We start from the raw sequence: 23756 nt of genomic DNA on the forward strand, positions 1-23756 counted from the left end.
ATTATCAGTATGAAAAATGAAGCTATAAGTTTAATTAAAAACAAAAGTGAACTAACTTTTGCTTTTGTTATAATATTATCTATTTTTTTATTGAATATTTTTTATGAATATTCAAAATATAAAGATCTTACAAAAGATGAAGTTTTTTCATCTTCTACAACTATTTTAAATAGATATGAAAAGAGCAATTACTATATTTATAAGCTAAAAATAGATACTTACAATACATTTTATACAAGATTAAATAAAGAGCATTATTATGAAAAGTTTCAAAAGGTTAATATTTTATTTATTTCTAAATATATTGACTTTTATGATTATTTAAAAGGTTTTTTTGCTAAAACATTATTTATAGAAAAAATAGAGTCAAAAAGCTTTAATCTTCGTTTTTATCTAAGTGATAAAATAGATTCAGCCCATGATAATAGTAAGATAAAAGAACTATTTAATGCACTCTTTCTAGCTTTACCTCTTTCAAAAGATTTAAGAGAATTTTGTGCAAATTTTGGGATTTCACATTTGATTGCTATATCTGGTTTTCATCTTGGCTTATTTTCTATAATAATATACTTTATAATAAATCTTTTTTATACTTATATTCATCAAAAATATTTTAATCATAGAAATAAAAAATTCGATATATTAATAATAAGCTCTTTTCTTCTTTTACTCTATTTAATTTTAATAGATATAGTACCTTCTTTTTTAAGAAGTTTTATTATGTTTATATTAGCAATACTATTTTTGCGTTCAAATATAAAAGTTCTATCTTTTAGTACACTTTTTATTACTTTTTTATTGATAATTGCACTTTTCCCTAGTTATGTATTTTCATTGTCTTTATGGTTTTCTATAGTTGGAGTTTTTTATATATTTTTATTTTTGCACTATTTTAAAAATCTTCCAAAAATATATATGATTTTGATATTTAATTTTTGGATATTTTTAGCTGTTAATCCTATTGTTCATTATGTTTTTTATCAAACCTCACATTTACAACTTTTTTCTCCTTTAATTACATTGATTTTTACTATATTTTATCCATTGGAACTATTTTTGCATTTATTTGGAATATCTTATATCTTAGATGATTTTTTAAAAATGTTTTTAGATATAAACTATGTAACTTATAGTGTACAAACACCTTTATGGTTTTTAGTGATATATCTGTCTTTTTCAGCTTTTGCAGTAGTAAAAAAAGAGTTTTTTTATGGAGTGAATATTTTATTGATTTTTTTTAATTTGTATGTTTATATGTAAAGGTAAAACCTTTACATATTATATTATTCCAAGTTTATTTAAAAATAGTGTAACAATAGCAATTGGTACAATAAACTTAATTAAAAAGTACCAAATATTAAATACAGTTAGTGATACATGAGCTGTAAAGATTCTTCTTAATAACTCTTTATCAACAAAATAACCTAAAAATACACAAGTTAAAATCGCTGCAAGAGGCATCATAACAGAAGAAGTCATAAAATCCATCCAATCAAATGCATTTTTACCAAAAAATGTTAGTGAATCTTTAAAGGCAATTGTCATTGAAAGTAGGGCAATAATACCAAGAATATAAAAAATTGATCCACAAAGAATAGTCGCTTTTTTTCTTGTAAAATTAAATCTTTCAATAAAAAATTTCAAAGATGGCTCAATCATAGAAACAGCAGATGTAATACCTGCAAATACTAATGCAACAAAAAATGAAATAGAAATAACTTGTCCTAAAACTCCCCAACCTGAAAATATAACAGGTAGTGAAATAAATACAAGTCCAGGTCCAGCAGAACTTTGAGCTCCTGCTTCAAATAAAAATGAGAAAATTATTAAACCAGCAGTTATTGCAATAGCAGTATCAACAATTGCAACAATGATTGATGATTTTACAAAATTGGCATTTTTAGGTAATGATGCAGAATAGGTCATAATAGCACCAACACCAAGAGAAAGTGTAAAAAATGCTTGTCCTAGTGCTGCAAGTAGGGCATTACTATCAATTTTACTCCAATCTGGATAAAACATAAAATTAAGTGCAGTAGAAAAACTATCTAGTGTAAAAGAGTAAAATAAAAGCCCTAGTAAAATCAATCCTAATAATGGCATCAAAATAAGATTTATTTTTTCAATACCTCTTTTTATACCTTTTAAGACAATAAAAATAACAGAGCCTGCAATAACAGTATGATATATTATTTGTGATGCTATATCTTTTGAAATTAAAGTTTCAAAAGCACTTCCCGCTGCTTTTGAATCACTTGGCAATGTTCCAAAAGATGTAAATACATAGTTTAAAATCCATCCTAATACTACAGAATAAAATGAGAGTACAATTAAACCTGAAAAGATTATAAAACCAGCAAATTTCCAGTTTTGATTTTTTGATTTTGATGTTTTTATAAAAGAAGTTGCAACATCTGATTGGGCATTTTGACCAATTACTGCTTCTGCTAAAAAAACTGTCAATCCAATAAACAAAATAGCTAGTAAGTAAACTAATACAAAAGCTCCTCCACCATATTCACCTGTAACATAAGGAAACTTCCATATATTACCTAAACCAACAGCTGAACCAGCAGCTGCTAAAATAAAACCAACTCTTGAAAAATGATTCTTCAAATATACCCCTCTTTTTAAATTTAAATTTTACTAAGTACTTTTTCTAAAGTGTATTTTAAATCTTCGTCCAAATCTAAATTACTTTTCATCCAGTTTAAATATCCACTATCTTCTTTGGCAACTTCTATTACTTCTTTACCTTTGTATTTCCCAAACTTGAAAGTTGTTATAAATACAGGTGTTTTTGAAAGTTCAACTAATTTTTCCATAGGATTATAATCAGGATATTGTTTTCTACACTCTTTTACAAGTTTTGATAGAAAAAGTTTCATTACTAAAACATCACCAATAGCATCATGGGCTTTTATAGTAATATTGTGTTTTTTTGCTTCTATTTGTTCAACCTTGTATAGTTCTAAGGCATATCTTAAGTATTGAAGTCTGTGATAAGGCATTTGTGGAAATAAATGTTTTGCACATCTTAATGTATCAATAATTTGAAAATGGTTTTCAAAGCCTTCTTTTTCAATCATTCCTAAATCAAATTTTATATTATGAGCTATTAAAAAGTTATCTTCATTATTTAATTCTAATAGTTTTTTATAAAATATTGTCTCAGTTGCTTTTGGTTTATTTTCAATCATATCAGGTGTGATATTATGAACTTCCATAGCTTCTATTTTTATTGGTATATCACTTTGGCAAAACTCATCATAAGCTTCTACTTTTCCAGTTTGATCAACTATCATTGCTCCAAATTGAATAACTCTATCTTCCTCTTGATTTCCAGTGGTCTCTGTATCAAAAAGTACATATTTTGGCATATATTATTTCCTTGCTTTTGTTTATATTATTAACATTCCATCGCCATATGAATAAAATCTATATTTCTCACTTATAGCTTCTTCATATATTTCTAAAGTTTTTTCTAAACCTACAAAAGAAGCGATTAGCATTATTAAAGTAGATTTAGGCAAATGAAAATTTGTAAGTAAATGGTTTACTTTTATTGGAGTGTTTGATGGATTTAAAAATAAATCACACTCACCTTGTATTTTGTTTGTTCTTGCATAATATTCTATTGTTCTTGTTACAGTTGTTCCAACTGCAAGTACTTTTTTAGAATTATCTAATAAATTTTTTGAACTTTCATTTATTTCAAAGTATTCGCTATGCATTGGGTGATTTAATATATCTTCTGCATCAACTGGTTTGAAAGTTCCTGCACCTACATGTAAGGTTAAATAATCTAAATTAAATTTATCTTGAAGTTTTTTAAATAACTCAGGAGTAAAATGCAATGAAGCAGTTGGTGCTGCAACTGCACCATAATTTTTTGCAAAAAGTGTTTGATAGTTTTCATTGTCTTTTTCTTCATCTTCTCTATTCATATAAGGAGGTAAAGGCAAATGTCCTATATCATTTAAAATATCTACTAACTCTAAAAACTCTAAGTTTTCTTTTTCATTTAAGAAGAACTTTACAACTCTACTTCCATCTTCACTTACTTCTAAAACTTCTGCTTTTAAATTTTTGTCAAAAGTTAAAACTGTTCCAACCTTGACTTTCCCTCTAATCATCACTAAATATCTATTCATAAATAAAGGTTTATTTAATAAAAGCTCAACTTTTCCACCTGAGTCTTTATGTCCAAAAATTCTTGCTTTGATAACTTTTGTATCATTTAAAAATATTGCTACATCTTTTGGTATAAAATCAAGAAGATTTTTGAAAGTAGTATGAGTTATTTTGTTAGTTTTTCTATCATAAACCAAAAGCCTAGCATTATCTGCTGGGCTTACTGGATGTGTTGCTATAAGTTCTTTAGGAAGTGTATAATCATAACTTGAAGTCTTTAATGGATCTAATAAACTATTCTTCGTCATCATCTTCTTCATCTAAATCTTTTGCTGGGTTAAATACTTTTGCAATATAAATTGAAACACAATAAAGTATAATTAGTGGACCTGCCATTAAAAATTGTGTTAAAACATCTGGTGGAGTTAAAAGTGAAGCTACAATAAATATAATTACAACTGCATATTTAAAAAAGTCTTTTAACATTTTGTCATCAACAAGTCCAATTTTTGCTAAGAAAAAAGTAACTACAGGTAGCTCAAATGCAATACCAAAACCTAATAATAATTTTGTGAAAAAACCTACATATTTACCAATACTTGGTAATACTGTTACAACTGTTGAACCAAAATTAATTAAAAACTCAAATCCATAAGGAATAACAACATAATAAGCAAATGATGCACCAATTAAAAACATTAGTGTTCCAAAAAATACAAATGGAATTACTAACTTTTTTTCATGGTCATAAAGACCTGGAGCTAAAAATAGCCATATTTGCCAAAAAATAACAGGTAATACTAGAATAAATCCAGAGAAAAATGCAACTTTTAATGCAGTAAAGAATGTCTCTTGAACTTCAATTGCAACCATTTGTGATTTTTCTGGTAATACAGCTTCAACTGGTACCATCATCCACTCTAAAATCGGTTCATAAAAGAAAAAACATACAATAAAACCTAGTACAAGTGCAATTGTTGCATTAACTAATCTTTTTCTAAGGTCAGCAATATGGGGTTTTAAATCTTCTAACATTAATTATCTTCCTTTACTTTCTCATCATCAAATTTAACTTTAAATTTGTTTGATGGATCTTCATCTTTTGAAACTTCATCTTTTGTTGAAATCTCTTCTTCTTGATTTGTTTCAAGATTTTTAATCTCATCTTTTTCTTGAGATTTCTTCTTTTTCTTTTTCTCTTTTTTTGAAGTTAGCTCTTTTTTTGAATCTACTTCATTTTCTTGAGAATTAGTATCATTCATAATATCATTTAGTCCTAAATCCATATTATTTACATTTACTGATGATTTTGCATCTTCAATTTGAGCTTTAAATTTGTTAGCTTCTTCTCTCATCTCAGATATACTTAATTCATTGTCAAGTGTAGATTTTGCATCTTCTACACCAGATTTAAATTTCTTTAAAAATCTAGCTATTTCTACCATAGCTTTAGGTAATTTTTCAGGTCCTAATGCAATAATTGCAATTACTGCAACTAGCGTTATTTCAAAAAAGCCCATTCCAAACATATAATTCTCCAAAATAGTATTAAAAGAAAAAATTTTATCTAATTTTTGATAAAATCTCCCTATTAATTAAATAATATGTTTAAGGGAAATTTATGAAACTTATAGTTCTATTGATTATTGCAGTTATATTGTATTTTATAGCACGAAGTTATAAAACAGAAAAGTTCGCAAATATTAGGTTGGATATTAAAGAAAAATTTGAAGGCAATCTTATGCAACACGAAGCTGGCTTGCTTGTAGCGTTGATGGCAAAGGTTGCAAAAGCAGATGGAGAAGTATGTGAACTTGAAGCACAACTTTTAAAACATACACTAAATGATATTTCAAGACATTTTGAAAATCAAGATGAAATTAGAGAAAAATTAAAAGATATTTATGCAAAAGAGAAAGAGAGTTTTAATAATACTCTTGAAATTTGTCAAAATTTATACAAATTAACTAAAAACAATTATCAAAAAAGAGTTAAAATAATGGAGTATTTGTTAAATCTTGCATTTATTGATAATGATTTTTCAAATACTGAGTTTATGATAACAGAAGATATTGCAAAAACATTGCAAATTAAAAGAGAAGATTTTGAAAAACTTGTAAATGCTTTTGAGATGTTTTATAAAAAGCAAAAAGAAGCAGAGGGAATATCTTTAGAAAAAGCATATGAAGTTTTAGAAGCAAGTAAAAATGATGATAGTAATACTATTAAGAAAAAATATAGAACTTTAGTAAAAAAACATCACCCAGATATAATTGCAGGTCAAGGAGCAAGTCAAAATATTATTGATGAAGCAACAAACAAACTTCAAGAAATTAACGAAGCTTATGAAATGATAAAAAAATCAAGAGGCGAATAATTGCAAAGTTTTGATGACGCTTATGAAGTTTGTAATTGTAAAAATGTTACTGTTAGGGACATAAAAAAAGTTATTGCTTATGGAAACTGCAGTTTAGGTAAAATACAAGAGAGTACAAACGCAGGAACTGAGTGTAGATTTTGTCTTATGAAAGAGAGTGATTTTGGTAAAATCAAAAAGAAAGTTTATTGCAAAGATATTTTAAATAATTATAATAAGGAGAGTTGATGGCTAAAAGTTTCCCTCATTCTTATGAAGTTTGTAATTGCAAACATGTAACTTTAGGTGAAATTATTTATGCAATTAAAGAAAGAGATGCAAATACACTTGAAGATCTAGGTCATTTAACTGATGCTGGAACTTGTTGTAAATGTTGTAAAGATTCAAGTTGTGATATTGGTGAAGAAAAAATGGAACTTTACTTAACACAAATACTAAATAAATTTAAGAAATGATTATGGAAGAAAAAAAAGAATTAATAGAAGAGATAAAAAAACTCATAGTAATAAATAAAGAAGAGACTATAGATATAAATCCAAATTTTTTAGAATATTTTGAAATAGATGAATTATTATCAATAAAAAATGAATTAAAAGTTAAAAAAAGTAATATTTCACAAACTAGTTTGGGATATTTAGATGAGCTTTATGAAAAAACAAAAAAAGATGAGATATAATTATTGTCAAAGGATAAAAATTGATTAACTGGAATGATATAGAGAAACAATTAATAGAATTTTTAAAGAACCAACTAAGTAAAACTGGACTTTCTAAAGTTACAGTTGGACTATCAGGTGGTTTAGATTCTGCAGTAGTTGCAGTATTATGTAAGAAAGCTTTCAAAGAGAATATGAAATGTGTCCTTATGCCCTCACAATTTTCAAGTAAAAGTAGTGTTGAAGATGCAAAAAAACTTTGTGAAACTTTTTCAATTGATTATGAAACTGTTGATATTACACCTATGATAAATGCATATATAGATAAAATGGACAATGATAAACTTAGAATTGGAAACTATTCTGCAAGAGTAAGAATGTCTGTACTTTATGATATATCTTCAAGAGATTCATCAATTGTTGTGGGAACATCAAATAAAAGTGAACTTCTTTTAGGATATGGAACTATATTTGGGGATATTGCGTGTGCAATTAATCCAATTGGAGAAATTTATAAAAGTGATGAGTTTGAATTTGCAAGATACTTAGGAGTTATTGATGAAATAATCAATAAAAAACCAAGTGCAGATTTATGGGAAAATCAAACAGATGAAGATGAACTAGGTTATACATATAAACAAATGGATGATGTACTAAAGCTATTAGTTGATGAAAAGAAAACTAAAGAAGAGATTGTATCTTTAGGACACGATGATGAATTAGTAGATATGTTGAAATATAGAATTAAAGCAAATGAATTCAAAGGTAAATTACCTGTGATTGCAAATATAAAATGGAGTTAGCACATGAAAGAAATATTATTTTACAACTCTTCTGTTAATGAAGAAGAATTAAATCAAATTAAAACGGTTTTAGAAAACAGTAAAGATGGTTCAAAGGTTTTAGAGTTTGAAGAAAACATGGCAAAATTTGTTGGTGCAAGACATGCAATTGCAACTTGTAACTCAACTTCTGCAATACACCTTGCATTAAGTTCAATTAAACTAAAAAGAGGTGACAAAATTTTAATGTCTGTTAACTCTTTTGTTAATATTCCTGAAGTTGTAAGACACTTTGATGCAGAACCTATATTTATTGATATAAATAATGAAGATATGAATATTGATTTAAATAAGTTTGAAAAAGCTTTAGAAGAGAATAAATCAAAAAAATTAAGAGGTGCAATTATCTCATTTATTGCAGGGCAAACTCCAGATTTAGATAGATTATATGATATTTGTGAAAAATATGGAATTATATTAATAGAAGACGCAACTTGTGCATTGGGAGTTACATATAATGATGAAACTGTTGGTTCATTAAGAGCTGATATGACTATTTTTTCTACTAACCCATCAAATGGTAAACATGCTTTAAGTAGATCAGGAATTATTGTTACAAATAATGAAGAAATAGCTACTAGAGCAAGATTATTAAGAACTCATGCTATTACTACTACATATGATGATTATGGAAACTTAGATTATATTTATGATGTTGTTGATATAGGTCATAAGTATGATATGAGTGAACTTGATGCAGCATTCTCTTTAGCTCAACTTCAAAAAACGAATAAGTTTATTAAAAGAAGAAAAGAGATAGCAAAAATTTATCAAGAAAGATTATCTAATGTAAAACATATAAATGTTCCTTCTTCAAAAGAAGAACATATATTTACTCATTTTATTATTAAGATTTCAAGAAATAGAGATGCTTTTGCAAGAGCTTTAAAAGAAAAAGGAATTGCAACAGGTTTACACTATATTCCTTTACATTTATTAAGTTATTATAAAAGTAAATACTCAATCAAAATTACAGAGTTCCCAGCTGCACTTACTTCTTATCAGCAAATTTTATCAATACCTATGTATCCTAGTTTAACAAATGAAGAAGTTAACTATATTTGTGATACGATTATTGATATTGCTTCTGAATGGATATAAATAGTTGAAACAAAAGCTTTTTTTATGGGTAGAAGATTATCTCTTCTATCCTAATACTTTACAAAAAATCATATCTTTTTTATTTTTACCTTTAACTTTGATATATCTTTTTATTATTTTAATAAAAAGAGGATTGTCTAAACCTCAAGATTTTGGTATACCTGTAATTAGTGTGGGTAATTTGATTGCAGGGGGAAGTGGAAAAACTCCTTTAACAATCGCACTTGTAAAAAACAAAGAAGATGCTTGTGTAATACTTAGGGGTTATGGCAGGAACTCAAAAGGTCTTTACGTAATATCAAATAAAGGTAAGATTCTTGAAAATATAGATGTAAGTGGTGATGAAGCAATGCTTTTAGCAAATTCACTTCCAAATGCTACAATTATTGTAAGTGAAGATAGAGTAGAAGCAATAAAAAAAGCAAAAGAGTTAGGTTGTAAAATAGTATTTTTAGATGATGGTTTTTCAAAATATAATATAAATAAATTTGATATCTTAATTAAACCAAAAGATGAGCCAACAAATATATTTTGTCTTCCAAGTGGTGGTTATAGAGAACCAAGAATGTTCTACTCTTTTGCACAAATTGTTTTACAAGAGGGTAAAAGTTTCAAAAGATTTGTTTCATATAGTTTAAACCAAAAGAATGTAAATGTTCTTCCACATAAACTACTTCTACTTACAGCAATTTCAAAACCAAAAAGATTATTGGATTATCTACCAAAGGGTGTAAAGATGGTAGCTTTTGAAGATCACCATACTTTTACAAATGAAGAAATAGAAAAAATAAAAAATGAGTATAAAGACTATTTTATAGTTACTACGCAAAAAGATTATGTAAAATTAAAAAAGTTTGATTTAGGTGATGTTTATTTGATGAACTTAGAGTTACAACTAGATAATAAGAATATTGATTTTTCTTCAATGAATGATTATATAAATAGTTATAAGAAAATAAATGAATAATATATACTATTTAGAAGAAGAGATTTTAAATCACTATGATGGTGCTAAAGTTATAAAATCTTTATTGTGGAAACTCATGTATAAAAGAGTTCAAAAAAAACTAAAAAAATCAATAATAACAGTTGAAAATGTTAGAAAAATTTTGCATAATTCTCATAATTCAATAGGGTGTACTATTGATGCACCTTTAAATTATGTGATGTTTAGAAATGAGCCTATTTGGTATTATGTTGAGGGTGAAAGAGAATATTATATTCCTTTGAGTATTGGTTTTGCAAATACAAAAGCCTCTTATGATATAGTACTAATCAATGGTAAATTAGATATTAGAGATAGCTCTATTAGAAGACTAAAACCAAAAGATAGGCTAAGCCATTCTCCTGTTTTATCTGTAAAGAACTTTAGAATAATAGAGCAAAGTTTTAAACTATTATTAGCTCATATTGAAAAAGAAAATGAGTTATATAAAAAGGATAAACCAAAGATTTAAATCTTTGGTTTATTTGATGATATGACCTACAAATTTAGACATATTATCTAAAATCTTTTCACCTCTTCTAAATCCCAATCCACAAGCTTCATATGCAAAGAATACACCAGCTTGATAGCTATTGCCTTGCTCATCTTTAGGTAGTTCAACATACTCTTGATAAATTGCTTTATGACCTTCATATGCACCGTCAGTTTCTACATCAATAGAGCCATCTTTGTTTATGATTTTAGTGTTTGCACCTTCTCTTCCAAAACATCTTTTTTCAACTTGTTTTTTGTCCTGTAAAGGTTCAAATGAAGTTTCTAAAAGTAATGGATGATCTGGGTATAAATCCCATAAAATCTTCATAAATCCTTTTGATTGAAACATCAAAGTATAAGCTGGGTTAAAAATAATCGCTTTTCTATTTTCAAGTATTTCTGTTAATAGTAAGGCTAATTCATTTTCATCAATAGCTATATCTTCCCATGGAATTAATTTAAACCAAAACTCAAAACTTTGTTCTTTTGCAAAAATCCCATCATCACTAAACTCAACTTTATCTATATACTCAAAATCTGTATTAAACCCAGCTTCTGTTGCAATATGTTGAAGTAGTTTTGTTGTATTTTCATCTTCGATTGAACCTGCAATTGATGAAAACAGTATCTTCCAACCTAACTCTTGATAATGTTCTTCAAATTTTTCTATATCTGTATCAAGTGTAATTATTCTTTTAAAGTTATCTTTCAATGCTTCATATACATTATTAAATTGACTAGCTTCATCAAGATTATTTGCTTTTAGTAAAGCCCATTGAATAATCGCAGTTTCAAATAGTGATGTTGGAGTATCAGCATTAAACTCTATTAGTTTAATAGGTTTACCATCTATTCCACCTGCTAAATCAAATCTTGAATACAAATGCCAATGAACATCATTTTCCCAAGACTCTTTAATAGCATCAACTAAGTTAAAAGGAATATTTATTTCATGAAATAGATTATTTTCTATTACATAATCACCAGCTTCACAAAACATATCATATAACTCATTGCAAGCTTCATAATAAGCTTCTGCATCTTCTTGAGTGATTTGAACTACTTCGTTTGCAATATAAGAAGTTTTATCTTCATCTGTGTGCCAAATAAAACCAATAGACTCTAAATATTCATTTGTAAGAGCTTCTAACTTTTCTAATTTCATTTTGTACCTTTAATATAATTATCCACCAAAAAATGAGCTTGATGATCTAGTAGATGAAGATTTGCTTCCAAAAAATCCACTTCTTTTTGTAGAGCTTGTTCTATTTGCTGAACTTGCAGCTTTTTTAAACGAACTTTGTGATCTACTGTATGTTTGTGGAGACTTGTATTGAGTCTTTCTTTGGTTTTGATAGTTTTGATTATTAAATAGTTTATTACCAATCCAAGAACCAATCATAGCCCCAGCAATTGAAGATAATAATACTCCACCTAATCCCATACTTCCACTTGACATCTCAGGATTTGTAAGTGGTGATGTTCCATTGTCAATTCTTTGTGCTTCTTGTTTTACTAATTGATCAATCTCATTTTGTGTTAATATTCTTTCTGTTCCATCTGGTTTTCTTAAAACAATAGTAGTTTTATTTGCTGGAAATTCATCTACGATTGTATATCCACCATTATTAGGTAGCTCTTCAATTACTACAAATGCATCTTGTTTTTTAGAAGCATTTGAAAAGGCTCCTTGTTGAGTTTGTTGTTGATCATTTGTTTTTTCTTGACAACCAACTAGTCCTGTCACTAGAAGTGCTCCAAGACCACCAACCATCGCATAATCTGATATTTTTTTAATATGACTTTTCTTTTTCAAGTTTAAAATCCTTTTATATTCTTATAGTTTAAAAGTTTATATATATTACTAAATAGTTGCTATGAAGTAGATGAAGAAGAAATATGTAAATTTTTAAATAAGAGTTTAGTTTGACTTTCTAAGATTAAAACTCTTATGTTATAATTGCGCGTAATAAATAAAGAAGGTTTTCAATTAATGGACAAAACAGAAGTAAAAACGCAAAAATTTATCATTAAATTTTTCCCAGAAGTTATGATCAAAGGTCAAAAAGCAAAAAGGCAAATGATTGCTCAAATTTATAATAATGTAAGATTATTAGTTAAAAGAGTTTCAGAAGAGATAACAATAAAAAAATTTTTCGATAAAGTTGAAGTCGTTTGCCCAATACAAGTAGTACCAGAAATTAGACAATTACTAATAGAAACACCAGGAATAGAGCTAGTTTTAGAAGCTATTCAAATTGATGATGTAAATACTTTAGATGAAATAAAAGTAAAAGTAAATGAGCACATGGCAAAAGAGATTATTGGTAAAACTTTTGTTGTTAGAGCTAAAAGAACTGGTGAACAAGATTTTAAATCAACAAATATAGAACAAACAGTTGGTGGATATATGCTTGCACATAATGAAACTAAAGGTGTTGATTTAAAAAATGCAGAAGTAACTATAAATGTTGAGTTAATACATAATCAATTGAATATAATTACATTTAAACATAAAGGATTAGGTGGCTTTCCTTTAGGAACACAAGGAAGTATTCTTTCTTTGATGTCAGGAGGATTTGATTCAACAGTTGCAAGTTATATGACAATGAAAAGAGGAGTTAAAACTCACTTTATTTTCTTTAATCTTGGTGGAGTTGCCCATGAAATAGGCGTAAAACAAGTAGCATATTACTTATGGAAAAGATTTGGTTCTTCTCATAGAGTCTCTTTTATTTCTGTACCTTTTGATGATGTTGTAACTGAGATATTTAACTCAACAAGTGAACCATATATGGGAGTTACACTAAAAAGAGTGATGTTAAAAGCAGCAGAAAAAATAGCAAATGAGATGAAAATTGATGCACTTTTAACAGGAGAGAGTATTGCTCAAGTATCAAGTCAAACTCTAAGAAATCTAGCATTAATTGATCAATTTACTAATAAATTAGTATTAAGACCTCTTTGTACTATGAATAAACCAGAAATCATGGATATAGCAGCAAAAATAGGAACTAAAAAATTTGCTGAAGCAATGCCTGAGTATTGCGGAGTAATTTCAAAATCACCAGTAACACACGGCTCATATGAAAGAATGGAAAAAGAGTCAAGTAAATTTGATTATTCAGTTGTTGATAAAGCAGTTGAAAATAGACAAATTACTAATATAAATGAAATAATAGCTGATATCTCAGAAATAGGGCAAATGGAAGTTGTAACAGATCTTGAAGAGGCTAAAAAATATACTATTATTGATATTAGACAAGGACAAGATTGTATCAAAGTAGAAAACCAAGAAGTTTTAAAAATCCCATTTTTTAATCTAAAAAGAGATTTCAAAAAACTTCCACAAGATAAAGAGTACCTTTTTTACTGTGAAAAAGGAATACTAAGCCAACTACATGGACAATACTTAAGAGATGCAGAAAACTACACAAATATTAAAGTTTATAGACCCAAAGAGTCTTAATAATAGATAATTCAAAGGTAATAAAATACCTTTGAATTATATTGTATAGATAGTTATTATACTTATAGTGATAATGAAACTACTGCATTAAGTGAAGGAATTGAACATTTTAAAGATATTTTTCCAGTTGATTCTTATGATTTTGTAGTAGAATATTGTGGAGAACTTCAAAGCGATAGAGCTTATGAAATGTCTCTTGATTCAAATCTTTAAAAGGAGCTTTTATGATTAAAAATTTAGATTTACTAAAAGAAGTATCTTGCAATAAAGAGAAAGATCTTCATGATGCAAATAAAATGCTTATTGAAGTTCAAAAATCTGATTTACCACAAAAAGATAAAGAACTAAAAACTAAAGTTCTAAAAGACATTATTAGAAATATAAAAGAGATTTTTTAATAGCTCTTTTATTTTAACTGAGATTTTAAGAGTTTTGTAGCTATAACTGGTTTCTAGAGTTTTAGTATAGTTAATTTTACTTAGCCAAATTTGTGCTAAAAAGTAGAGATTGTTGAACTTGTTTCTCATTAGTCTATTTAGCATTTCTTTCTATGCCCTATCAAATGAGAGTAAATCTGTTCACTAAAAAATCACTAACAAAAAAAGAGTTTTCTAAAACTGTGATTCTATCTGTGACATAAAAATTATATAATAGTGATATTTACTTAACTTTCCAATTTTTAATTAAAAGTATTTTAGCTAAAATAATTTATAAAAATATTTATAGGCTATTTATATTAATTATAACAGGGTAAATATGGGAAATAATATAATTCATGATATAGAAGTTAGAGAAGATGATGGTAGAGAGACTATAAAAAGGTTTCATGCTCAATTTAGAGCAGCTTCTTTAGAGGTCGTTAAAATACTTGAAAATGATAGTGTAGATATGGTTTACTGTGACTATCATGATGATTTTGTTGTTAGAGAAAATATTGGAGAGGACTACAAATATAATTTTTATCAAGTAAAAACAAAAGGGAAACAAAATTATCTATGGAACATTAAAGATCTTTTTGGATTACATAATCGAAAAAAAGAAGTGAATTTATCTCTTATAAGAGATAGTTTTGTAGGGAAAATGTTGTTGCATACAATTAATTTTAAGACTTCTTGTACATCCATAACTTTTTTAACTAATATTAACCTTGATGATAATGTTGAAAACCTAAGAACTGACATTGAAAATGATACTTTTGAAAATAAACATACATTAATATTAATAGAAAATTTTAACAAATGTTTCTTGGAAGAAAATGAGATTATTGAAGAAAAAATTAAAGAACATTTAAAAAAGTTAAAGTTTGACACCAATAATGTTTATTTACTAGAAGACAATACTGATGATTTTTATGAAAAAATGAGAACTAAAATTTTAAGATATAGTGAAATAGACTTACAATATATAGAATCAAAAGAGATAACAGATAATTTAATTGCATTAATAGAAAGAAAATCTAGAGTTAAACTTTCTGACCTATCAAAAGAAGAACTTGATGAAGCTTGTGGAATAGGCTTAGAAGATATCTTATCTGTATTATCCATTTCAAAAAATGCATATGATAAGTTATTAGAAGGAGGAGATATCCAAGCAGTTAAAAATGCTTCTATATTGCAAAGAACACTTGCAGATACTATACCTGAGAATCTTGAATATTGTTCAAAGGTAAAAACAGATTGGGATAATTGGTTAAGAAAAAATAGACATATTATTCCTGAATTTGATTTAAATGAATTGTTTGTAGACTTAAATGAAGTAGTTACTAATAGTTCAGTTTTAGGTAGTGTTTCTTTCAAAAAGTTAATGAATGAAGTAAAAAGTTTAGAACAAAGGGTTGACATTGAATCATTAAATAAAGAGTTATTGTTAGGTGGTTCTTTGTCTTTTTTAGTTAGGAGATTGTCACAATGAGTTTTGATGATGTTTTAAAATCTTTTGAAAAAAATGATACAAAAATTAATATAGAACAAGATGCAGAAAAAGAAATATTACTAAATAATGAAGCTTTATTTCAGTTACCATTTTTATCAATAGTTGTTTTGTTACTTTCAAAGAATAGAAAAAAACCTAAAGTTGATTCAATAGGACAGTTAGTTGGTGAATGCTTAGAATTGTCTATTAAAGGCTTTAAGGGTTCTTCTCAACATTTAGGATGGTCAGCAAATTTAAGAATAAGGACTATTATAGCTCTAAACTTTTTAGAAATATCAAAATTAATTTTTATTGATAAAAAAAGTCAAACAGTGAGAATAACTGAATTAGGTAAAAAGATTATTGATTATGCATTATCTCTAGAAACAGATTTATCATATACCTTGAATCTAATTAATAGAAAGTATAGAGATATAAATAAAGAAAAGAAAATAGAATTGGAGTTATATGAAATTAGTTAAATTATATGTTGAATCTTCAAGTAGTAAAGGATGGAGTTCTGAAGAATTAATTTTTGGTGATGAAATGACTCAAGTATATGGAGCTAATGGCTCAGGGAAAACACCTATAATCAAGTTTATTGTATTTGCATTAGGCTTTAGTTGTAAATTTAGAGATGATATTTATCAAAACTGTAGTTATGTCAATTTATTTTTTAGCCACAATGGAAAATTTTTTCACATTAAAAGAAAGATTGATTCAGATTTTGAAATAGAGTTTTATAGCAATGAAAAGAATGATATATTTTATTTAGAAGAAAAATTTACAGCATTTTTATTTGAATTGTTAAGTATTAACTATCCAACTCTAATTTCAAATGCTAAGGAACCTACACACCCATATATTTCAACACTATTACCTTTGTTCTTTTTAAATCAAGATGGAGGATATACTGAAATATATAAGGCTCCATCTTCTTTTATTAAAGATCAATATAGTGAAATGGTAAGAATACTTTTAGATATACACCCTAAAAATTCTTTTGATAAGAAAAAAGAAATATTTAATTTAAACTCTCAATTGGATCTGATTGATAAAGAAATTGTAAAGTCAAAAAAGTTAGTTGAAGATACAGAAAATACAGGTAAAGATATTAATAAGGTTTATGAAGAAATTCTGAAAGATATTGACCTATATTCATCTCAAATTGATGATTTAAATGATACAAAAACAGTTAAAAATGACTTAGTAATAAGTTTAGAAAAATTGATACTTGATAAACAAAAAAAAGTTTCATTTATTAATAATAATATAGTTGATTTAGAAGCTCGTGTAGATAGTTTTAAACAAATAAGGACGGAAATAGATTTAGAAATAAATACTCTTGGTTTAAATGAAGAATCAAAAAGAGTTTTTCAATCATTTAATGAAATTTGTGCTTCACAGAATTGTGGTTTATTTATGAAGAGTTCAGAGTCTTACGGCAAGAATTTATTGTATCTTAGGGATCAAATTAAAGATTTAGAACGAAACTCTTTAATATTTCAGAAAGAGATTACAATGCTAAATGAATCTAAGGTTATTATTGAAGAAGAAATATCCAAATTAGAAGAAAATCTAAGTAATATGACTAATAATCTAGAGTCTAAGGAAGTTGTTGGCACTCTAAATGAGTTATTTAAAAAAATCTTTCAATTAGAAAAAACTAAACAGTCTTTTAAACATTATTTTGATGAAAAAGATAGGCTAAATAGTAAACTAAGTGAAAGAGAAGATATTCAAAATGCAATTTCATCTTTAGAAGGCGGTAAAAATAATATTAATACTAAATTACATGAAATAAAAAAGATTTTAGTAGAAAGATTGGTTTTTTGGTTAGACATATTAAAAACGAAAAATGTATCACGTAATATATCTTTTGATAATGACTTTAAACCAACATTTGATGGTGAAAAAATAAATCAATTTACTGGTAGTACATTAGTAAGAATAGTTTTAGCAATACGTGCTTCAATTTTTGAGCTTTATTTAAAAGAATCTGCTGAAAATAGCTTAAGGTTTTTAATTTTAGATACACCAAGACAACAGGAATTAGACCTAGGTGATTTAAGTGATTTTGTTATTGAGTTAAAAAAACTATGTAATGAATATAATGCACAATTGATATATTCTTCTACATCATATAGATATGATTGCAGCGATAATGATATGGAATGGTTAGCCTCATTTGAAGGTAAAGAACAAAAGATGTTTTTAGGTTAATCACAAAGGAAATAAATTTCATTAATATTCGCTAAATATGATTAATTTAATAGAAGAAAAAATACATGGCTAGAAAGTCACCTAATACAGAAATACTAAAGTTATTGTGTGTTCGGTCAGGAAATGAATGTGCTTTTCCTAATTGTAATCATCCTATTTTTAATGACAATGGACTATACATAGCTCAGCTTTGTCATATGAATGCAGCCAATATTGGTGGTCAAAGATATGATGAGAACCAATCTGCAGTATCAGGTTATGAGTCTGCAATAAAATCAGTAGATAAATGCCGAACTCAATTGATGTCTGAACTTGGTATAAAAAGTTAACAAAACATTGGAGGGAAATATATATGGAACTTTTAACAACCCCAGTAGAAATACAAAATAAATTATGTACACTAATGAATAGTTATGACAATATTTCCTTTGCTACAGCATGGGCCTCTGCAAATTCCAAAGTCTTTGATGTTCTAATGAAAAATAAAAATAAAATTCAAAAGATAGTAGTTGGAATTCATTTTTATCAAACAAATCCAAATTTTATTAAAGAATTTATTGATAATAAAAAAGTGAAATTTATTACAAACCCAGCAGGGGTATTTCATCCAAAAATATATTTATTTTTTAATAGTGAAAATGATTGGCAATGCTTAATAGGGAGTGCAAACTTTACTAACTCAGCCATGGAAAAAAATACAGAAGTAATGACTTGCATTCATAATAAAGATATAGGTTCAGATGAAATATACAAGAAGTTAGTATTGGAAATTGAAAATTATCATCAAAGAGCAACAATATTTTCAAATGATGATTTAACATCATATCAGAAAATTTGGGATAAGAAGTTAAAATCTAGAGATGACCTGAAAGATAAATTCAATAAAAACAGTGATGGTAAACCCATTTATAAATCTAGTGTAATTACTTTAAGTTGGAATGATTTTTTTAACAAAGTTAAAAAAGACAAAAATGATTCATTTAATATGCGATTGCAATTACTAAATAAAGCAAGAGAATATTTTTCAAAGAAAGAATTTAAAGAAATTTCAGAAAAAAAAAGATTGAGAATTGCCGGTATTAGTAAATGGGACGAAGATAGAATAAATTGGCATTATTTTGGATATATGGGTAATGCTAGAATATTTGCAAATGGCATAAAAATAGATGAGCGTATTGATAGTTTATCTAATGCTTTAGAATACATTCCCTTGAGTGGAGTTATTTCAAGAGAAAAATATTATGATTTTATCAATATTTTTACAGATAAAAATCGTGGATGGGGATATGGTGTAGCAACGGTCAGCAGAATATTAGCAATGAAAAGACCAGATGTATTTTTTTGTTTGACTAAAGCAAATGCGCAATTACTGTACAAAGATTTTGGCATTAAAAAAGAAATTAAAAGACATGAGTATGATAGATATTGGGATGAAATTATAGAAAGAATACATAAATCAGACTGGTTTGATAGCAAAAAACCAAATGATAAAATTGAAAAAGAACTATGGCATAACAGAGTGGCTATGCTAGATGCAATCTTTTATGATGATATTGTATGATACCACGACATTAATAAAGTTACCTTACGGCAACTTATCCGCTCTATTCAAACGTTAAGTTACTAAATGAATAAAATTAAAAAATATCATATTGGTTTCATAACCTTTATTTAAAGATATAATTTGTTCCAAAAAGTGTTCAAGAAGTAGAATTTATAGATTCTCTCAAACCCTTAGGACTTTTTGAATAACAAAAATTACTTTAAATAATTTATTAAAATTAAACCTCAAATTAACTCTTTTTATTAACAAAAATTATTAAAAACCAATGTTTAGGTTTTTAAAATCTCTGTAAAATATTGCGGTATAAATTACGGTGATAATTTGGGTGCAAAAAGAGGTGTCAAGTTGGGTATAAATTGCGGTAGAAATTTGTGACCACATTTGGCAAACTCGCTTACTCTTTTTTTCTATTACTTTTAAGGCTATATTTTATTTCATAAAAAATACCCTTTATTTATCTTCTAAAAATTTATAATATTTTGCTACTTAGTTTTTTATTTTCAAGGAAGGTAATTATGCAACAAAAAAGAAATAAGAAAAAGCCTAAAGAAGAACTTTTATCTAGTATTAGTGATTCTATAATATTACTTTTAAATCATTTGTATCCAGTTTCAGAACAACTTAGAATTATAAATAAGACTTTACCTAAGAACTGTAGTGTTTCTGAAAAAACATATTTAAAGTATTTAAAAACTTATCTCAAATCTGACTATATAAAATATAAAAAGAATATATTCTTTGCAAATAATATGCAAGAGATGATAAGAGTTATTCTTGCTTTTAAAACATATGAAGAACAATTTGAGAATTTTAAGTTTAAAAAATTTAGAAGTGGTAATACTGAATTCAATCTATTATTGGAAGATTACATATACTTTTTTGAAGAATATTTCGAAAAAGAAAAAGATATTTATATGAAAAAGTAGTTTTATAAAGCTACTATTTTCTATATATTGGTAGCTATAAGTTAGAAAAAAGAGGGTTTTTATTCTCCTCTTAATCCTTTTCTCATCGCTTCAACTACCGAATCATCGGCTTTAGCATCTGTAAAAAGTTCAAATGCAAGTAAGCCTTGATATAAAAGCATATCTTCGCCGTCTTTTGTTTTTAGACCCTCTTTTTTTGCTAGTGCTAAAAATGGTGTTTCTTTTCCATATACACAGTCAAAAGCGTAGCTTGAATTTAAAAATACATTCTCTAATTGTGGTTTACTCATAGGAAGTTCATCATCTTTTAATCCTGCACTTGTTGAGTTAACTACTAAATCAAAATAATCAAGTCTAAAATCTTTCCATGTAAAACATTTGATATTTTTTTGTTTAAAAAAGTCAAGTTTTGAATCACTTCTATTTACGACTGTTACTTCTATATCTTTTTGCTGTAGTGCAAGTGCAATTGCTTTTGCAGTTCCTCCAGCTCCTAATACTAAAACTTTTTTAATATCTCCAAAGCTTTCAATTGCTTTTAGAAAACCTGGTGCATCTGTATTATAAGCAATAACTTTATCATCTTTTTTGATATAAGTGTTTACAGCTTCAATTTCATTTGCTATTCCTATAACTTCATCTGCTTGTTTAAAAGCTTGTTCTTTATGAGGAACTGTAATATTAGCACCACTGTATAAATTGTTTAAAAATTCATTTTTTAATTTTTTACCATCTTTTAAATGATGTTTTTTATAAACTGCATCAATACTTAAATGCTCAAAAGCGCTATTATGCATTTGAGGTGATTTAGAGTGTTCTACAGGATTACCAAAAATCGCATATGCTTTTGTGTTGTTTGTTATATTTTCCGACATTATTTACCTTTATGAAGTCGTGATTTTATCTAAAATATTATAATATAAAATTAAATGAAAAAAGTTACAATTAAATAATTCCTTTAAAGGAGAGTATTTATGGAAGTTTTAAAATTTTTTACAAATAAAAAAGATGGTAATCTTGCTTATCATGTGAACGATAAAAAAGTAAATGTAGATAAAAATAGACAAGCTTTAGCAAAATATGGCTTTACAATAAAAAACTTAAGATATATGAATCAAGTTCATAAAGATACTATTAAAATAGTAGATAAAAACAGTGATTTTTTACTTGATAATTGTGATGCTTTGATAACAAATGAAAAAAATATTCCTTTATTACTCATGGTTGCTGATTGTATACCTGTACTTTTATATGATAAAGAAAAAGGTGTAATCGCGGCTATTCATGCAGGCAGGAACTCAACTTTTTTAAATATTAGTGAAAAAACTGCTAAAAAAATGATAAAAGAGTTTGGCTGCGAAGCAAAAAATATAAAAGCAATTTTAGGTCCATCTATTCAAAAATGTTGTTATGAAGTAAGTCAAGAGTTGGCAAATATTGTAAAAACCTCTTTTGGAAAAGAGTTTGTAAATAATAGAAATATTAATTTGCAAGGAATAAATAAACAACAGTTAGAAAAAGTGGGTATAAAAGATATAGAGATTTCAACTCATTGTACAAAATGTACTGATAATAGTTACTTTTCATATAGGGTTTCAAGTAGTACTGGAAGATTTGCAGGAGTTATAGAATTAAAATAATATCTAATGATTATTATCAAGCAAAATTATATGTAATAATTATGTAAATAATAGCTAAAAATGAGCTTAAGTATATAAAAAATAGAGATTTTTCATAAAATATTAATAAAATTAAGTTTCGATTTGTTACAATTGCGCTTCAAATTACACTGAGAAAGGTTAGAGATGAGCGTTAAAGTTACAAAAGAAGAGGCTTTAGAATATCATAAAAGCCCAAATCCAGGAAAAGTTGCAATTGCAACAACAACACAATTAAATACTCAAAGAGATTTATCCCTTGCATATTCACCAGGTGTTGCATTTCCTTGTGAAGAGATTAAAAGAGATCCAAAGTTAGCATATGAATATACTGCAAAAAGTAATCTTGTAGCAGTAGTTTCAAATGGTACAGCTGTACTAGGTTTAGGTGATATTGGGGCACTTGCATCAAAACCTGTAATGGAAGGTAAAGCTGTATTATTTAAAAAATTTGCTGCTGTTGATTCGTTTGATATTGAAGTAGATGCCACAGATGTAGATAAGTTTTGTGAAGCCGTAAAAGCAATTTCTCCTACATTTGGTGGTATTAATCTTGAAGATATTAAAGCACCTGAATGTTTTGAGATTGAAAAAAGATTAGTAGATGAATTAAATATTCCAGTTATGCATGATGACCAACATGGAACTGCAATTATTACAAGTTCTGCACTTTTAAATGCTAGTGAAATGATGAATAAAGCTATTGAAGATATCAAAATTGTAGTTGTTGGTGCAGGAGCTTCAGCTATTGCTTGTTCTACTATGTATAAAGAATTAGGTGTAAAAAATTTAATTATGTGTGATTCTAAAGGGGTTATTCACAAAGGTAGAAAAGATTTAAATAAATATAAAAAAGATTTTATGATTGATGAACCTTTGACTTTAGAAGAAGCATTTACTGATGCTGATATGGTTCTTGGACTATCAAGACCTGGGACATTTACAAAAAAACATATTGCACTTATGAGTGAAGAACCAATTATTTTTACACTTGCAAATCCTACTCCTGAATTATTTCCAGAAGAAGTAAAAGAAGTAAGACCAAAAGCTATTATTGGAACAGGAAGAAGTGATTTTCCTAATCAAGTAAATAATGTTTTAGGTTTTCCTTTTATCTTTAGAGGAGCGCTAGACGTAAAAACTAGAAAAATTAATATGACTATGAAAATTGCTGCTGCAAAAGCAATTGCAGATTTAGCTAAACAGCCTTTAACAGATGAATTAAAAGAGGCATTTGGTGATTTAGTTTATGGAAGAGAGTATATTATTCCAATTCCATTTGATAAAAGACTTATGGTAGAAGTTTCAAGTGCTGTGGCAAATGCAGCAGTTGAAACAGGTGTTGCTAGAGTTAAAGAGTTTGATTTAGAAGCTTATAGAAAAAATTTGGCTGCATTGGTATAATTTCAATTATCT

Annotated in this window: 27 protein-coding genes; 19 read left to right on the forward strand and 8 right to left on the reverse strand. The window is 26.9% G+C overall.

Going from position 1 to position 23756, the window contains the following annotated elements; all coding sequences use genetic code 11:
* The first annotated feature begins 9 nt into the window (after positions 1–9).
* Positions 10–1260, forward strand: coding sequence for a ComEC/Rec2 family competence protein (locus ACTCCZ_RS06320; RefSeq protein WP_228145320.1), 1251 nt, complete (start codon positions 10–12; stop codon positions 1258–1260).
* Positions 1261–1278: 18 nt separating this feature from the next.
* Here the strand turns inward: ACTCCZ_RS06320 and ACTCCZ_RS06325 are convergent, their stop codons facing one another.
* Genes ACTCCZ_RS06325 through tatB form a run of 5 tightly spaced genes read right to left on the reverse strand, consistent with a single transcriptional unit; the run spans position 1279 to position 5663 of the window.
* Entirely contained in the window at positions 1279–2616 is a 1338-nt protein-coding gene (locus ACTCCZ_RS06325) for a sodium-dependent transporter (protein WP_079578483.1), read from the reverse strand.
* 20 nt (positions 2617–2636) lie between these two features.
* Complete coding sequence (locus ACTCCZ_RS06330; protein WP_079578481.1) at positions 2637–3380, reverse strand: 3'-5' exonuclease; 744 nt, start codon at positions 3378–3380, stop codon at positions 2637–2639.
* 21 nt (positions 3381–3401) lie between these two features.
* On the reverse strand, positions 3402–4445 hold the full coding sequence (gene queA, locus ACTCCZ_RS06335) for a tRNA preQ1(34) S-adenosylmethionine ribosyltransferase-isomerase QueA (protein ID WP_228145321.1): 1044 nt from the start codon (positions 4443–4445) through the stop codon (positions 3402–3404).
* Positions 4429–5169, reverse strand: a complete 741-nt coding sequence (tatC, locus tag ACTCCZ_RS06340; RefSeq protein ID WP_079578479.1) for a twin-arginine translocase subunit TatC — start codon at positions 5167–5169, stop codon at positions 4429–4431. The genes queA and tatC overlap by 17 nt, the downstream gene beginning before the upstream one ends.
* The gene (gene tatB, locus ACTCCZ_RS06345; RefSeq protein ID WP_079578477.1) at positions 5169–5663 is read right to left on the reverse strand and encodes a Sec-independent protein translocase protein TatB; all 495 of its coding nucleotides are present in this window, start codon (positions 5661–5663) and stop codon (positions 5169–5171) included. The genes tatC and tatB overlap by 1 nt, the downstream gene beginning before the upstream one ends.
* Before the next feature lie 92 nt (positions 5664–5755).
* Here tatB and ACTCCZ_RS06350 point away from each other — a divergent pair, with 92 nt between their 5' ends.
* Genes ACTCCZ_RS06350 through ACTCCZ_RS06385 form a run of 8 tightly spaced genes read left to right on the forward strand, consistent with a single transcriptional unit; the run spans position 5756 to position 10566 of the window.
* Complete coding sequence (locus ACTCCZ_RS06350) at positions 5756–6511, forward strand: TerB family tellurite resistance protein (RefSeq protein WP_079578475.1); 756 nt, start codon at positions 5756–5758, stop codon at positions 6509–6511.
* Complete coding sequence (locus ACTCCZ_RS06355) at positions 6512–6739, forward strand: (2Fe-2S)-binding protein (protein ID WP_079578473.1); 228 nt, start codon at positions 6512–6514, stop codon at positions 6737–6739. It abuts the gene before it with no gap.
* Positions 6739–6966: a (2Fe-2S)-binding protein gene (locus tag ACTCCZ_RS06360; RefSeq protein ID WP_079578471.1), complete on the forward strand. Its 228-nt coding sequence runs from the start codon at positions 6739–6741 to the stop codon at positions 6964–6966. Before ACTCCZ_RS06355 ends, ACTCCZ_RS06360 begins: the two co-directional genes overlap by 1 nt.
* 2 nt (positions 6967–6968) lie before the next feature.
* A complete protein-coding gene (locus ACTCCZ_RS06365) occupies positions 6969–7187 on the forward strand; it encodes a hypothetical protein (RefSeq protein WP_079578469.1) in 219 nt (72 codons plus the stop codon).
* Positions 7188–7207: 20 nt separating this feature from the next.
* Entirely contained in the window at positions 7208–7969 is a 762-nt protein-coding gene (locus ACTCCZ_RS06370) for an NAD+ synthase (protein ID WP_079578467.1), read from the forward strand.
* 3 nt (positions 7970–7972) lie between these two features.
* Complete coding sequence (locus ACTCCZ_RS06375) at positions 7973–9109, forward strand: DegT/DnrJ/EryC1/StrS family aminotransferase (RefSeq protein ID WP_079578465.1); 1137 nt, start codon at positions 7973–7975, stop codon at positions 9107–9109.
* A gap of 4 nt (positions 9110–9113) precedes the next feature.
* Complete coding sequence (locus ACTCCZ_RS06380) at positions 9114–10076, forward strand: tetraacyldisaccharide 4'-kinase (RefSeq protein WP_079578463.1); 963 nt, start codon at positions 9114–9116, stop codon at positions 10074–10076.
* The gene (locus tag ACTCCZ_RS06385) at positions 10069–10566 is read left to right on the forward strand and encodes a hypothetical protein (protein WP_079578461.1); all 498 of its coding nucleotides are present in this window, start codon (positions 10069–10071) and stop codon (positions 10564–10566) included. The genes ACTCCZ_RS06380 and ACTCCZ_RS06385 overlap by 8 nt, the downstream gene beginning before the upstream one ends.
* Before the next feature lie 9 nt (positions 10567–10575).
* Here ACTCCZ_RS06385 and ACTCCZ_RS06390 read toward each other — a convergent pair whose 3' ends face one another.
* A complete protein-coding gene (locus ACTCCZ_RS06390; RefSeq protein ID WP_079578459.1) occupies positions 10576–11754 on the reverse strand; it encodes a glutathionylspermidine synthase family protein in 1179 nt (392 codons plus the stop codon).
* Positions 11755–11772: 18 nt separating this feature from the next.
* Complete coding sequence (locus ACTCCZ_RS06395) at positions 11773–12405, reverse strand: UPF0323 family lipoprotein (RefSeq protein ID WP_079578457.1); 633 nt, start codon at positions 12403–12405, stop codon at positions 11773–11775.
* A gap of 177 nt (positions 12406–12582) precedes the next feature.
* Here ACTCCZ_RS06395 and thiI point away from each other — a divergent pair, with 177 nt between their 5' ends.
* The 8 genes from thiI to ACTCCZ_RS06435 all read left to right on the forward strand — a co-directional run bounded on the left by thiI (position 12583) and on the right by ACTCCZ_RS06435 (position 20682).
* On the forward strand, positions 12583–14058 hold the full coding sequence (gene thiI, locus ACTCCZ_RS06400; protein ID WP_079578455.1) for a tRNA uracil 4-sulfurtransferase ThiI: 1476 nt from the start codon (positions 12583–12585) through the stop codon (positions 14056–14058).
* Between the two features lie 224 nt (positions 14059–14282).
* Complete coding sequence (locus tag ACTCCZ_RS06405; RefSeq protein ID WP_159445736.1) at positions 14283–14456, forward strand: hypothetical protein; 174 nt, start codon at positions 14283–14285, stop codon at positions 14454–14456.
* A gap of 358 nt (positions 14457–14814) precedes the next feature.
* Positions 14815–15969: a dsDNA nuclease domain-containing protein gene (locus ACTCCZ_RS06410; RefSeq protein ID WP_079578453.1), complete on the forward strand. Its 1155-nt coding sequence runs from the start codon at positions 14815–14817 to the stop codon at positions 15967–15969.
* Positions 15966–16451, forward strand: coding sequence for a hypothetical protein (locus ACTCCZ_RS06415; protein WP_079578451.1), 486 nt, complete (start codon positions 15966–15968; stop codon positions 16449–16451). The genes ACTCCZ_RS06410 and ACTCCZ_RS06415 overlap by 4 nt, the downstream gene beginning before the upstream one ends.
* Positions 16438–18192 carry a hypothetical protein gene (locus tag ACTCCZ_RS06420; RefSeq protein ID WP_079578449.1) on the forward strand — a complete coding sequence of 585 codons (1755 nt, stop codon included), beginning with the start codon at positions 16438–16440 and terminating at the stop codon, positions 18190–18192. The genes ACTCCZ_RS06415 and ACTCCZ_RS06420 overlap by 14 nt, the downstream gene beginning before the upstream one ends.
* A 65-nt stretch (positions 18193–18257) precedes the next feature.
* Entirely contained in the window at positions 18258–18521 is a 264-nt protein-coding gene (locus ACTCCZ_RS06425) for a hypothetical protein (protein WP_079578447.1), read from the forward strand.
* Positions 18522–18544: 23 nt separating this feature from the next.
* Positions 18545–19753 (forward strand): phospholipase D family protein, encoded by a 1209-nt coding sequence (locus tag ACTCCZ_RS06430; protein ID WP_079578445.1) that lies wholly within the window; start codon positions 18545–18547, stop codon positions 19751–19753.
* Positions 19754–20271: 518 nt separating this feature from the next.
* Positions 20272–20682 (forward strand): hypothetical protein, encoded by a 411-nt coding sequence (locus ACTCCZ_RS06435; RefSeq protein ID WP_079578443.1) that lies wholly within the window; start codon positions 20272–20274, stop codon positions 20680–20682.
* A 59-nt stretch (positions 20683–20741) separates the two neighbouring features.
* On the opposite strand, the gene ACTCCZ_RS06440 is transcribed toward ACTCCZ_RS06435, so the two are convergent.
* On the reverse strand, positions 20742–21557 hold the full coding sequence (locus tag ACTCCZ_RS06440) for a shikimate dehydrogenase (RefSeq protein WP_079578442.1): 816 nt from the start codon (positions 21555–21557) through the stop codon (positions 20742–20744).
* 99 nt (positions 21558–21656) lie between these two features.
* Here ACTCCZ_RS06440 and pgeF point away from each other — a divergent pair, with 99 nt between their 5' ends.
* Entirely contained in the window at positions 21657–22322 is a 666-nt protein-coding gene (gene pgeF / locus ACTCCZ_RS06445; protein WP_079578440.1) for a peptidoglycan editing factor PgeF, read from the forward strand.
* Positions 22323–22487: 165 nt separating this feature from the next.
* Positions 22488–23744, forward strand: coding sequence for a malic enzyme-like NAD(P)-binding protein (locus ACTCCZ_RS06450; protein ID WP_079578438.1), 1257 nt, complete (start codon positions 22488–22490; stop codon positions 23742–23744).
* The last annotated feature ends 12 nt before the right edge of the window (positions 23745–23756 follow it).

It is taken from the genome of Malaciobacter sp. (assembly GCF_055140965.1).